The sequence below is a fragment of the Legionella israelensis genome (genome assembly GCF_004571175.1).
GTDB lineage: Bacteria > Pseudomonadota > Gammaproteobacteria > Legionellales > Legionellaceae > Legionella_D > Legionella_D israelensis.
In genome coordinates this window covers 170,760-184,654 of record NZ_CP038273.1, presented here as the reverse complement: position 1 = coordinate 184,654, position 13,895 = coordinate 170,760, and the positions used below count along the sequence as shown (strand labels likewise).

The following is a 13,895-nucleotide window of genomic DNA, read 5'->3' as shown; positions in this document are numbered from 1 at the left end:
CAGGTGAAGTATGAACGAACAAAAAGAGCATGATGAATTGTCCAGCTGGTATTCATCCTATGGCTTGATTACAGCCGAACGGATTTTAGAAAAATACCATATGCGCCTGACACAAGATGTATTGATCCGAGCTTTTAAAAATCCTCATAGTATTTATTATCGCCTATTGAGAGTACCTATAAAAAACGTGCTGAACGGGATTATTTTAACTCAGGCAAAAGATTATCAAACCTATGTTCAGAAGCTGTTTATAGATTATTTGCTTTCCGGAGAAGATGGAAAGGACAATAACACTCCTGGAGCTTCTACTCGAGAAGAACTTGAAGAAAAGCGCCAGGAACTGACTGCTCTTGGCGAAAGATTCCAACAGTTGGAACGTGAGCACTCTCAACTTATTTCTGAAAGTCAAGCGCAGCTTATTTCATTTTCCGTAAAATGGAAAGCCTTGATGAATAAAGCCGTTCAATCCTGTGAGAAGATGATGAAAGAAGAAGGAAAAAATGTTCCTGAGTCTGCCATTGAACACGCGATAACCTATGCTTTGGCAAATATAACAGAACAGGATGCTTCTGGCTTGAATAAAGATTCTGATTTTATTCAAAATTTCACAGAAAATCTTGGCTTAGTAAATCATCATCTGGATTTGGATAAATTATCAACAATTTTTCAAGATTTTTTCTCTGCATTTAAAAGCATGGAAGAAAATCTGGAGGTTTACATTGATAAAATAAAATCTATGGCAGAGCAATTGCGTGAGTATCGCAGCGAATTTTATGAAAAAATTATACAGGTCAACGAATTATTATATAACCTTTCGGACTATAGAATGAACGATGAGCAGATTAAAATCAATAAAGAAGCTTTAAATTTTGATCGGGATATTATCTAAAAATACTGGAGCATGCTTCCATTCACTCTTTCAAACGAAAAATGGGTAATTTGGTGACAAAATAGTTTGGCAAGTAAGCCAAACTATAATCAAGTATGATTTTGCCCTGATGAGTTAAAAATTAAATTAGCCAGAAGATGTTCAAATCATGTATAATGCCCAATTTTTATATGGGCAACGCCTGGATGTAATTTTAACCTGTTGGAGTATACGTATGTCTAAAGAATTAACCTTATCCATCATTAAACCTGACGCGGTTGCGAAATCAGTGATTGGACAAATTTATACACGTTTTGAAAATGCTGGCTTAATTATTGTAGCTGCTAAAATGATGCAACTTTCGCGTGAAGAGGCGGAGCGTTTTTATGACATTCATAAAGTGCGGCCATTTTTTAATGATCTGGTAGAGTTTATGATTTCTGGTCCCGTGATGGTACAGGTATTAAAAGGGGAAAATGCTGTCATGAAAAATCGTGAACTTATGGGAGCCACTAATCCCAAAGAAGCTGCTCCAGGTACAATCCGTGCTGATTTTGCTGAAAGCATTGATGCCAATGCAGTTCATGGTTCAGACAGCCTTGAAAATGCTGAACGTGAGATTCATTTTTTCTTTGAACCTCATGAAATTTGTGATCGATAAATTCATCGCGGAGTGCTGCATGATGAATCAGACAGTTAACTTACTTGATTACAATTACCAACAATTACGTCATTTGTGCATGGAGTGGGGTGAGAAGCCTTTTCGTGCTCAGCAGTTAATCCAATGGATTCATCAAAAAGGCTGCATGGATTTTTCAAACATGAGCAATCTTGGCAAAGATTTCCGGAAGAAACTTTGCCAATCTGCAATCATCAAATTACCAGAAATAGTTTCCAGCCAGAAATCCAGCGATGGCACTTGTAAATGGTTATTAAAACTTGACTGCGGTAATTGCATTGAAACCGTCTACATTCCTGAGACTGCGCGTGGAACATTATGTGTCTCTTCTCAGGTGGGTTGTGGGCTTAACTGTAGCTTTTGCTCCACGGCGAAGCAAGGATTTAACCGAAACCTTACTACAGCTGAAATCATTGGGCAGGTTTGGCTTGCTGTTCGAGAATTATCAACTCAACAAGGAACACACGACAAACATATTACGAATATTGTTATGATGGGAATGGGCGAGCCTTTGCTAAATTTTGATAATGTAGTAACCGCTATGGACATTATGATGGATGATTTTGCTTATGGTCTTTCTAAAAGGCGGGTTACTCTAAGTACATCAGGTGTGTTGCCGGAACTTGAGCGGCTAAAACAAATCAGTCCGGTATCTTTGGCGGTATCTTTACATGCTCCTAATGACTCTTTACGTAATGAATTGGTGCCTATTAATAAAAAATATCCTTTGGCACAACTAATGGCTATATGTAAAAACTATTTTAAAGATGAACCCAAACGGAAGGTTACTTTTGAATATGTCATGCTCAAAGACGTGAATGATCAGCCTGAGCATGCTGAGCAATTAATTAAGCTGCTTAGTAACGTTCCTGCAAAAGTGAACTTAATTCCTTTTAACCCTTTCCCCATGACCCAGTATGAGCGATCCTCATTGAAAACCATTAATGAATTTCGTGATCGACTGGTAGCGAAAGGCATTAATACCATTACCCGCAAAACAAGAGGTGATGACATCGATGCTGCATGCGGCCAGCTAGCCGGTGAAGTCCAGGATAGAACAAGCCGATCACGGCGATGGCAAAAATTACATTTTAATCTGAATAAAGAAGAAAAAACCGCTTCATAAAATTCTCTCCAGGACAAACTCATCTAATTTTTGATCACAAGAGACCTTTTTTGGCTACTTATTATGTTTTCCGTAGCATCCATACGATTCTGTATCAAGCGCTGCGTGGATCCAGCTCATAAAGTGCGGAATGCAGACATATTTATTTTACCCTGAATTCCCTACTGCTTTTCTATTAGCTTCAACATGTAAGACTTAGACGACTCCATTTTTTGTAGATGAGAAAATGAATAGCATAAAACTCGTATTTTTGATGTTTCTTGGGGTATATATTATGCTATCATTTGTTTTTGTTTAGGGGATTTGATTTCGTGATTGTTCAATCATTGGCTCCATATCCGCTATTGAGCAGCACAATTTTGTTTTTTGGATATTAAACATATGCATGATGGTTTGGTTTTTAATACAATTTTTTTAGTGTTTGCAGGCGCAGCGTTGTTATCTACTATTGTGTTATATACCAGGCAATCTCTGCTCGTCGCTTATATTATTCTTGGCGCGGTCTTAGGGCCCTGGGGGCTTCGGCTTGTTACCGATGTTGGTATAATACAACAAGTCGGTGATATAGGTATTGTGTTTCTATTGTTTTTGCTGGGATTGCATTTACAACCGCAAAATCTAATCCACATGCTTAAAAAAGTAACCTGGGTGGCATTGATCAGTTCATTGTTGTTTGCGGCTATTGCTTATTTTATTGGACGCTGGTTTGGGTTAACCGTGACAGAATCGCTCGTGCTTGGCGCATCCATGATGTTTTCAAGTACGATCATCGGTTTAAAGCTTTTACCGACCACTATACTTCATCATCAGCATACAGGTGAGGTGATGATCAGTGTCTTATTGATGCAAGACGTTATCGCTATTATTATTCTGATTATCATTAACGGCGCTGAACAGGGAGGGCAGTTTAGTCTTGAGGATCTTCTTTTAGTCAGCATAGCACTTCCTCTATTAACGCTTTCTGCTTTTTTGGTGGAGCGTTATGTTCTTGTAAAATTACTTGCTCGCTTTGACCGTACCCAGGAATATGTTTTTCTTTTATCTATAGCCTGGTGCCTGAGTTTATCTGTTGCTGCTAAAAAACTTGGACTTTCAGAAGATATTGGTGCTTTTGTTGCAGGAGTTGCTCTGGCATCCAGTCCGATTTCATTGTTCATTGCCGAAAGTTTGAAGCCCTTAAGAGATTTTTTTCTGGTGATGTTTTTCTTTTCTGTAGGAGCAACCTTCAACTTCAGTTATGCAGCCCAGGTTCTCATTCCAGCTGGCATCTTAGCTACACTTATGCTGATTTTGAAACCTTTGGTTTTTTGGTTGCTGCTTTATAAAGCCGGTGAGAAGAAGCCGGTTTCCAAAGAAGTTGGTATACGTCTGGGACAGGCCAGTGAATTTTCCTTATTGGTAGCAAGCATTGCCCTGGCAACCAAACTTATATCCGAAGTGGCATCGAATCTGATACAGGCTACAACTATCCTGACTTTTATCGTTTCATCTTATTTTGTTGTCTTAAAGTATCCAACACCTATTGCCTTATCGGATAAAATGCGGAAGGATTAGATCATGAAACTGCTTGTCATTGTTTTATGTTTATTTAGTGAACGTTTTTTAATTCATACGGCTTCGTTTAATCGCTTCAGCTGGTTTAAGGAATATTACTCGTTTATTGCCAGGAATTTGCAGCCCTTAGGCGCACTATCTGCCCCCGGATGGCTTTTGATAGGTCTTATACTTCCAATTGTCATTATTTCCGCTCTGGTACTGTTTTTTCTTGAGGATGTCTTTTATGGATTTTTTGGGTTGATCTTAAACATCATTATTCTTTATTATTGCCTTGGACCACAAAATCCCTTTTATCCTATTAATGAGAAAAAAGTAAATGCCCGAGGCGCTGATCAAAATACTGTTTCTGGCAGATATCTGGTAGAAGTTAATGGACAATTATTTGCTGTTTTATTTTGGTATATTTTGACTGGCCCGCTTGGCATTATTATCTACCGAACCATCTCACTTTCACAGGATTATGAACCTGTTGCCGCTAAGGCTAAATTAATTATTGCTTGGCTTGACTGGTTACCAGCAAGAATGACTGCCTTATTTTATATGTTGGTAGGGAACTTTCAGCGGGGCGCACATTATTTTGCAAAATATTTTACTGGTGGACCGGCGAAAAATAATGCCATGTTAAGTGAATGTGGTATTGCGGCAGCCAGTATAGAAGGAGATAAAACAGCTTCAATATCCGCAGCAGAAAATCTTGTAGAGCACTCTGTGATTGTCTTTTTAGTCTTTTTGGCTCTTTTTACACTTGCCGCGTGGTTATGAAAGTTGATCTCAGGTATGATTTTAATTTTGACATTTTGCATCACAGTATTTTGTAGATAAAAATTGAGAGAAGAAAGCGACAGTTTTCAATAAGCATGAGCATTTGCGCTTTAAATTTACTCAATTTATAGCAAAAAAGAAACAGATGCAGAGTACCAGATCATTGATTTGCTTTTAGTTGCCTACCCTATGTTTTGCTGGATTATTCGGAAAAGTGTGTGTTGAAAAACATCTGTGAACATTAAAACATAGAAATTAAAGTTTTTCGGCCAAGATAGTAGAAATGTCAACAGACCTTAATATAATGTTAACGAATTAAAAATAATAATGAGTTAGACTATGAAAAACACGTATCATTTATTGTGTTGTTTTTTGGTTATATTTCTTAGTGGTTGTATGTATTCAAACCATTATTCGAAAAATTCTGCTCTTTTCCTGAAGACCAAATCAATTTCTCCCGCGGCTACATGCAAAATAACATGTCAAATGAAAAAAAATGATTGTTTTAAATTATGCAAGGATAGCTGCGGTAATTGTCAGTCCAGATCCATTTTTTCCACGCGAAAAAAATATTCTAGATATGTGCACGAGCAATGCGTAAAGGGAGAAGTTGTTGCCCGAGAGTTGAATTCTTATCGTGATCCACTACAATGCCGCAAAGTCACCTGTAATTGTTGCGCTGATTTCGACACCTGTATTCAATCATGCAATGGTATAATACAGAAAAGACTTAAACCAGCATCAAAATGCTGTTAATAAATACGATTGCTTACGAGGTATTTGTTCATGTCTGATAATATGAAAAATGATATTGATCCAGTGGAAACACGTGAGTGGCTTGATGCATTACAGTCTGTTTTCGCTGTGGATGGAAAAGAACGCGCTGCTTTTATATTAAAGCAACTGGTCAAAAAGGCGAAAACTGAAGGCTTGAGTTTAACGGAATCTATTCATACCCCTTATCGAAACACCATTCCTGTGCATGCAGAAAAATCAATGCCTCCAGATGATGGATTAGGTAAACGCATCAGTGCTTTAATACGTTGGAACGCCGTAGCAATGGTTTTAAGAGCTGGTAAATATGCTCCCGAGCTGGGCGGTCATATTGCCTCTTATGCTTCCGCAGCCACATTATATGAAATTGGTTTTAATTATTTTTTTAAAGGCCCCAAAGGTAAAAACGGCGGTGATTTGTTGTATATACAAGGACATTCTTCACCTGGTATTTATGCCCGTGCTTTTTTAGAAGGCCGGTTGACAGAGAAACAGCTTGCTCATTTCAGGCAGGAAGTAGAGGGAGAGGGACTTTCTTCTTATCCTCATCCTTGGCTCATGAGTCATTTCTGGCAATTTCCTACCGTTTCCATGGGTTTGGGTCCTTTACAAGCCATTTATCAGGCTCGTTTTTTAAAATATCTTGAAAATCGCAGCCTGATTAAATCTGAAGGGCGGAAAGTATGGGCATTTCTCGGTGATGGAGAAATGGATGAGCCTGAATCTGTAGGTGCTTTATCGATAGCAGCAAGGGAAAAGTTAGACAATCTTATTTTTGTGGTGAATTGTAATTTACAACGGCTTGACGGACCAGTGAGAGGTAATGGCAAAATCATCCAGGAATTGGAAGGACTATTCCGCGGCGCTGGCTGGAATGTTATCAAAGTGGTCTGGGGAGGGCGTTGGGATCCATTGTTTGCCCGCGATGACCAGGGTCTGTTACAAAAGCGGATGGAAGAATGTGTAGATGGGGACTATCAAGCTTATAAAGCCAATGATGGTGCGTATGTAAGAGAACACTTCTTTGGTCAATATCTTGAATTAAAAAAAATGGTTGAAAATTACTCCGATGATGAAATCTGGCGTTTGAACCGTGGTGGGCATGATCCACAAAAAGTATATGCCGCCTATACAGCTGCCACAGAACATACAGGCAGTCCCACGGTTATTCTTGCCAAAACCATTAAAGGTTATGGTATGGGAGCTGCAGGTGAAGGCCAAAACATTACCCACCAACAAAAGAAAATGACTATTGAACAGCTTCGTGCTTTCCGAGATCGTTTCAGTATACCTATAAGTGATGATGATATTGATAAAGTTCCCTTTTATCGGCCGGATGATGAGAGTCCGGAAATTCAATTTTTGACAAAACAACGTGAAGCTTTGGGAGGATATTTACCTTCCAGAACAACGGAAGGTGAACCTTTAAAAATACCGGAACTGTCGGCATTTTCCAATGTAACAAAAGGGACAGGTGATCGGGAAATATCAACCACTATGGCTTTTGTTCGTATATTGTCAACCTTATTAAAAGATAAGGAATTGGGTTCAAGAATTGTCCCTATTATACCTGATGAATGTCGAACATTCGGAATGGAAGGTCTATTCAGACAGATCGGTATTTATTCCCCAGTCGATCAGCTTTATACGCCGGTTGATCATGAACAAGTCATGTACTATCGTGAGGCTCGTGACGGCCAGATTCTGGAGGAAGGCATCAATGAAGCCGGAGCTTTTTGCTCGTGGATAGCTGCTGCCACCTCTTACAGTTCTAACAAACTCACGATGATTCCATTTTATATTTATTATTCAATGTTTGGTTTCCAGAGGGTTGGTGATTTAGCCTGGGCGGCTGGTGACATGCAAGCTCGCGGATTTTTGCTGGGCGGAACGGCTGGTCGTACAACTCTTGCAGGTGAAGGATTGCAACATCAAGATGGACACAGTCATATACTGTCTTCTACGATTCCTAATTGCGTGAGTTATGATCCAACTTATGCCTATGAACTCGCGGTGATCATTCAAAATGGCTTGAAACGTATGTACGAAAAACAGGAAAATATTTTTTATTACATTACGGTTATGAATGAAAACTATAGCCATCCTGATATGCCTAAAAACGTTGAAGAAGGAATAATTAAAGGCATGTATTTGCTTAAGGAAGCTGCGAAAAAGTCAAAAAACCATGTTCAATTGCTCGGCAGCGGTACGATTTTACGAGAAGTTATTGAGGCTGCAAGAATGTTAAAAGAGGACTTTTCCATCACCGCAGATATCTGGAGCATTACCAGTTTTACCGAATTACGGCGTGATGGTTTGTCGGTGGAACGGTATAATCGCATGAACCCTGATTCAAAGCCAAGAGAAGCTTATGTAAGCAGTCAGTTAAAAGATCGCAAAGGTCCTATTATCGCCAGTACAGATTATATGAGACTGTATGCCGAACAAATTCGTCCGTTTATATCAGCACCTTATATAACTTTAGGTACAGATGGATATGGGCGTAGCGATACACGTGAACAATTAAGACATTTTTTCGAAGTGGATGCAAAATACGTTGTGTTAGCGGCTGTAAGTGCGTTAGCTGAACAGGGGAATGTCTCGAAATCTCTTGTTTCTGAGGTCATGAAACGTTATGACATTCATCCTGATAAACCTGAACCAGTGACACAGTAATGTATTTCCCAAATTTTATTAAAGAAACTAAAGGTTTTTTGATGTTTTCGCCAGCTTGAGTTGAAAATCTTCAATGATCTTCAATGCATATGTAGTGAAGACAGAACATTGGAGATTTACGACCAGGCTGGTAGAAAAAATACCAACGGATCTTAAAAATAGTCTGAGCTGGCAAAACATATAAAACATATATAGCCTGCATAAAACATTTGTTGAGGAAAAAATGGCAGAAGAAAATAAAATAAAGGTTCCTGATATCGGTGGTGCTACCAATGTGGATGTGATAGAAATTTTAGTAAATGAAGGGGATGAAATAGATACAGATACTCCTTTAATTACTTTGGAGTCAGAGAAGGCCAGTATGGACATTCCATCTCCCAAAGCAGGTAAGGTGAAGGAAATTCAAGTAAAAGCGGGTGATAAAGTTTCGGAAGGCGATCTGATTTTAACATTGGAAGGACAAGAGGCTAAATCCAGTAAAGAGGATAAATCTACAGAAAAGAAAACAGAAAAAGATATCGAGTCTGGTAAAAAATCAACCCCGTCTGAACAGCAAGAAGAAACTCATGAAAAAACAGAAATTAAAGAAGTGAGAATTCCTGATATTGGCGGGGCAACTGATGTAGATGTGATCGAGATTATGGTTCAAAGTGGAGATAAAATTTCAAAGGACCAAGCACTGATTACTTTGGAAGGGGATAAGGCCACCATGGATATACCAGCTCCTTGTGCAGGAGTTGTTGATAAGATCAGTATGAATGTAGGTGACAAAGTTTCTCAAGGAGATTTGATATTAACTTTGCAGGTTAAAACAGATAAAAAAGTGGAAATAGAAGCTTCTGAAGAGACAGAGAATAAAAAAAAGGAAAAAGAAGAGAAGCTACCAACGACAGAAACAAAATCTGAAGCAGTCAAAGCACCGGTTCAGGAAAAGGAAGAGGCAGTAATGCTTCCTGCCGGGCCTGCGGTTCGTAAAATAGCCAGGGAATTTGGTGTAGATCTTGGCAAGGTAAAAGGAACGGGTCGAAAATCCAGAATTACCAAAGAAGATATACAAAATTATGTAAAACAGAAACTGAGCGAAAAAACAACAGCCACAGGAGTTTCTTTGCCTCCTGCTCCCCAGATCGATTTCAGTAAATATGGGGAAATAGATATAAAACCTTTAAATAAAATTAAAAGGCTGACTGGCATCAATGTTCACCGCTCATGGATTAATATTCCACATGTAACTCAATTTGATGAAGCCGATATAACTGAGTTGGAGTCATTTCGCAAGACGGAGCAGGAAAAAGCAAAAAAAGCGGGTTATAAGTTAACTGTTTTGGCTTTTGTCTGCAAAGTGGTGAGCAAGGCATTAAAGGAATTCCCACAGTTCAACACATCTCTGGATGAGAGTGGAGAAAATTTAATTTACAAAAAATATTTTAATATTGGTATTGCTGTTGAAACAGAAAATGGCCTCGTTGTTCCTGTCATTCGAGATGTGGGGCAGCTTTCGGTTGCTGATATTGCCAAGGAAATGGCTCGTTTAAGCTCAAAAGCACGTGATAAAGGTTTAATGCCGGTAGAAATGAGCGGTGGTTGTTTTACTATTTCAAGTCTTGGCGGCATTGGTGGTACGGCTTTTACCCCCATTGTGAATGGCCCGGAAGTTGCTATTCTTGGCTTGTCTCGTTCATCAGTGAAACCGGTTTATGATGGTGATAAATTTGCACCGAGGCTGATGCTTCCTTTATCTCTTTCCTACGATCATCGAGTGATTGATGGCGCAGAAGCCGCACGTTTTACGCGCTATATTGCTGAAACATTGGGTGATATCAGGCGTGTGTTATTGTAAGCTGTTGCCTTAATTTAATAGCGACAGCTCTAAATTATGTTTAAATACCAGGCTCCGTTGAATTTGTTATGGGGAAAGTTCAACAAAACCTAAAGAATGTTTAATAATGAGGCTTTGTAATGAGTAAAAAGATTAAAACTGATGTGGTCGTTCTTGGTAGCGGACCAGGAGGATATACTGCGGCATTTCGTGCGGCAGATCTCGGAAAAAAAGTTGTTTTGGTTGAACGTTATGAATCCATTGGAGGCGTTTGTCTCAATGTGGGATGCATACCTTCCAAGGCATTATTGCATGTAGCTAAGGTTTTGGATGAAAGCCGGGAGATGACTGAACAGGGTATATCTTTCGGAAAGCCCAAAATAGAGACAAAAAAGCTGCTTGAGTGGAAAAACTCCGTGGTAGGAAAACTTACCGGCGGTTTAAAGTCATTGGCCAAACAACGAAAGGTAGAGATTGTTACAGGCGTTGGTAAATTTAGTGGCAGTCATCAATTGGAGGTCGAAAGCAAAGAAGGGACGGTTGAAATTGAATTTGAGAACGCCATTATAGCGGTAGGAAGCGAATCGGTTAAATTACCTTTTATTCCCGAAGACAAGCGTATTTATAGTTCAACCGGTGCTTTAGATCTTAATGATATTAAAGGCGATCTTTTAGTGCTCGGTGGTGGTATTATTGGTATGGAAATGGCTACCGTATACAGTGCGCTGGGTGTTAAAGTTACTGTGGTTGAATTTATGGATCAGTTAATTCCCGGCGCTGATGGTGATCTGGTTAAAATTTTGCAAAAACACATGGAGAAAAAGGGCGTTAAATTTTTGCTTAAAACTAAAGTCACAGCTATGGAAGCGAAGAAAGATGGTATTTATGTGAGCATGGAAGGTGAGCATAAAACAGAGAAGCCTGTTTGCTATCAACAAGTTTTGGTTTCTGTGGGCAGAAAACCTAATGGTGGTGAAATTGCAGCGGATAAGGCAGGCGTTGAAGTGGATGATCACGGATTTATCAAGGTTGATAAACAAATGCGCACTAATATAGAGCATATTTTCGCTATTGGCGATGTGGTTGGCCAGCCTATGTTGGCTCATAAAGCCATTCCCGAAGGTCGGGTCGCGGCAGAAGTCATTGCAGGGAAGAAACATTATTTTGAACCACAATGTATTGCGAGCGTTGCCTATACTGATCCAGAACTGGCCTGGGCTGGGTTAACGGAAAAAGAAGCAAAAGAAAAAGGAATTAAATATGAAAAAGGCAGTTTCCCTTGGGCGGCCAGTGGTCGAGCTCTAAGCGTGGCAAGGGCAGAAGGATTAACCAAATTATTGTTTGATCCTGATACAAATCGTATTCTGGGTGCTGGAATTGTAGGTGTAAATGCAGGTGATTTGATCTCTGAAACAGCCTTGGCTATTGAAATGGGTTGTGATGTTGAAGACATTGCTTTAACCATTCATCCTCATCCGACGTTATCTGAAACCATTGGTTTATCTGCTGAAGTCTTTGAAGGAACGGTGACGGATTTATATTTACCTAAAAAGAAAAAGCAGTGACACGGAGGGAATATTCGCCAGTGATAAAAGTCTATTGATACGAATATTTGTTAATAGCTCATGTTACTCAGTTTCATCGTTTTGCAATTTCAAATGCTTTTTACTCCATTAACTGCTCTTTGAAATTCCAAATCTGCTAAAAAATGCTGTTCTGAGTAATATGAGTATCATTAAAAATAGACATCCTTTCATTTTTAACACCATACTTAAAGAAAGGGTGCTTCAAAGCAGTTATCTATACCGAACACCTTAATTTTGTTTTAATTTTATAGTCTTACAATTAAAATAATCGAATTGAGAATGGCGAACGGGATAACTTATGAGCGTAAAAATTCGCCCAATGAAGAAGGAAGATATTGACGCTGTTTATACAATAGAGTCGTCGACACAACGAGCACCGTGGAGTCGAAGCATTCTTAGTGATTGTCTTTTTGTGGGTTATGACTGCCGAGTTTTGGAATTAAATCAAAATATTGCTGGATATATTATTTGCCGTTACGATTTAAATCAATGCCATATTTTAAACTTTTGTATCGCTAAATCGTTTCAATCCAAAGGTTATGGTAAATTATTATTGAACTCCGTTATTGATTCTTTAGAGCATTCGGGAATTGAGATTGCTCATCTTGAGGTCAGACCGAGCAATTTAGTTGCGCTTAATTTATATAAAAGCCTGGGTTTTGAACAATTTGAAATAAAAAAAGATTATTACTCGGACGATAACAACAAAAAAGAAGATGCTATCGTTTTAAGGAAACTGATTTAATTTAAAAATACTGGCGCAGAATAAAGATTTTTACATCATTATTTTTCAACCCTTAAAAATCGCGCAACATACGGAACCAACGTTCCCTGAATCAATATAGAAGTTAATACAATAAAGAATACATGGTTGAATATGGTATCAGCTTTAGGAACACCAGAAACCAGAGGGAATGTAGCGAGGATGATAGGCACAGCTCCGCGCAAGCCTACCCATGAAATCATGGATAATTCTTTATAATTAAATTTACTGTGTGATAAAACGATAAACACACTGAGCGGTCTTGCAATCAAAATAAGAAAAAAAGCAATGATGATATCTATGCTAAATAACCCAAGCAGTTTTGAAGGAAACACTAACAAACCTAACGTTAAGAACATAATTATCTGCATTAGCCAGGTTAAACCGTCATGAAATGAGGTTAATTCTTTTTTATAAAGAAATTTGTGGCGCCCCATGATTAATCCTGCCAGATAAACCGCTATAAAACCATTGCCGTGCAACGCTGCTGTAACACCATAAGTAAACAGTACAAATGCTACCGTTAACACAGGATATAGACCAGCATAAGCAAGATGTAATCCATTAATAGCCTTAGGAATAAGATGTCCCATTGTCCACCCAAAGGCAATGCCAATTGTGACCTGTGTCATAAATAACCAGCTTAAATCGGCAAAACCTGTCGCTGGAATGAGAATGATCTGAATAAAACCAATCGTTAGCAATACTGCTGTTGGATCATTACTTGCAGATTCAAGTTCGATAATTGCCTGTACTTCCTTTTTTAAACGGACGTTACGCGAGCGTAAAATGGAAAAAACAGCTGCTGCATCAGTGGAAGAAACAATAGCACCAAGTAGCATACTTTCAGTGAAGGAGAAATGAGTAAAGAAATAAGTGAATCCTGCCATAAAAAAAGCAGTCAAGACAACACCAATAGTTGATAAGAGGATCCCTTCTTTAACTATGGGGCGAATAATGTTCCAATCAGTATCCAGACCACCTGAAAATAATATAGATACAAGCGCACCAATGCCCACGGACTGCGCCAATAAGGCATTTTCAAATTCAATACCGCCAAGTCCATCAGAACCTGCTACCATTCCAATGATGAGAAAAAGTAATAATGAGGGTAGCCCAAGTCTTTCGGAAGCCTTATTGGCTAAAACACTTAGAATGAGTAAGATGGATGATCCTATAAATATATATTCAATTGGTATTTGCATTTTTTGTTTTGCGTCCTGGCTTTTATTCCTGATCTTGTTGGGTCACATGGCTAGAATTATATATGATTGCTATATAAATC

At 38.8% G+C, this 13,895-nt stretch carries 10 protein-coding genes; 9 read left to right on the top strand and 1 reads right to left on the bottom strand.

The annotated features are described in order from the left end of the window. Window positions 1–10 precede the first annotated feature (10 nt). The 9 genes from E4T55_RS00810 to rimI all read left to right on the top strand — a co-directional run bounded on the left by E4T55_RS00810 (window position 11) and on the right by rimI (window position 12,592). On the top strand, window positions 11–889 hold the full coding sequence (locus tag E4T55_RS00810) for a hypothetical protein (protein ID WP_058501425.1): 879 nt from the start codon (window positions 11–13) through the stop codon (window positions 887–889). 214 nt (window positions 890–1,103) lie between these two features. After that, a complete protein-coding gene (gene ndk, locus E4T55_RS00805; RefSeq protein WP_058501501.1) occupies window positions 1,104–1,529 on the top strand; it encodes a nucleoside-diphosphate kinase in 426 nt (141 codons plus the stop codon). 19 nt (window positions 1,530–1,548) lie between these two features. Next, window positions 1,549–2,673 (top strand): dual-specificity RNA methyltransferase RlmN, encoded by a 1,125-nt coding sequence (rlmN, locus tag E4T55_RS00800; protein ID WP_058501424.1) that lies wholly within the window; start codon window positions 1,549–1,551, stop codon window positions 2,671–2,673. Between the two features lie 381 nt (window positions 2,674–3,054). Beyond that, complete coding sequence (locus E4T55_RS00795) at window positions 3,055–4,227, top strand: cation:proton antiporter (RefSeq protein WP_058501423.1); 1,173 nt, start codon at window positions 3,055–3,057, stop codon at window positions 4,225–4,227. 3 nt (window positions 4,228–4,230) lie between these two features. Continuing rightward, window positions 4,231–4,992, top strand: coding sequence for a hypothetical protein (locus tag E4T55_RS00790; protein ID WP_058501422.1), 762 nt, complete (start codon window positions 4,231–4,233; stop codon window positions 4,990–4,992). A 786-nt stretch (window positions 4,993–5,778) separates the two neighbouring features. Further along, complete coding sequence (aceE, locus tag E4T55_RS00785) at window positions 5,779–8,442, top strand: pyruvate dehydrogenase (acetyl-transferring), homodimeric type (protein ID WP_058501421.1); 2,664 nt, start codon at window positions 5,779–5,781, stop codon at window positions 8,440–8,442. Between the two features lie 223 nt (window positions 8,443–8,665). Beyond that, entirely contained in the window at window positions 8,666–10,282 is a 1,617-nt protein-coding gene (gene aceF, locus E4T55_RS00780) for a dihydrolipoyllysine-residue acetyltransferase (RefSeq protein WP_058501420.1), read from the top strand. A 119-nt stretch (window positions 10,283–10,401) separates the two neighbouring features. Beyond that, window positions 10,402–11,826, top strand: coding sequence for a dihydrolipoyl dehydrogenase (gene lpdA, locus E4T55_RS00775; protein WP_058501419.1), 1,425 nt, complete (start codon window positions 10,402–10,404; stop codon window positions 11,824–11,826). A gap of 319 nt (window positions 11,827–12,145) precedes the next feature. Next, window positions 12,146–12,592, top strand: a complete 447-nt coding sequence (rimI, locus tag E4T55_RS00770; protein WP_058501418.1) for a ribosomal protein S18-alanine N-acetyltransferase — start codon at window positions 12,146–12,148, stop codon at window positions 12,590–12,592. 38 nt (window positions 12,593–12,630) lie between these two features. Here rimI and E4T55_RS00765 read toward each other — a convergent pair whose 3' ends face one another. Further along, window positions 12,631–13,815: a potassium/proton antiporter gene (locus E4T55_RS00765; RefSeq protein ID WP_058501417.1), complete on the bottom strand. Its 1,185-nt coding sequence runs from the start codon at window positions 13,813–13,815 to the stop codon at window positions 12,631–12,633. Window positions 13,816–13,895: the final 80 nt, after the last annotated feature.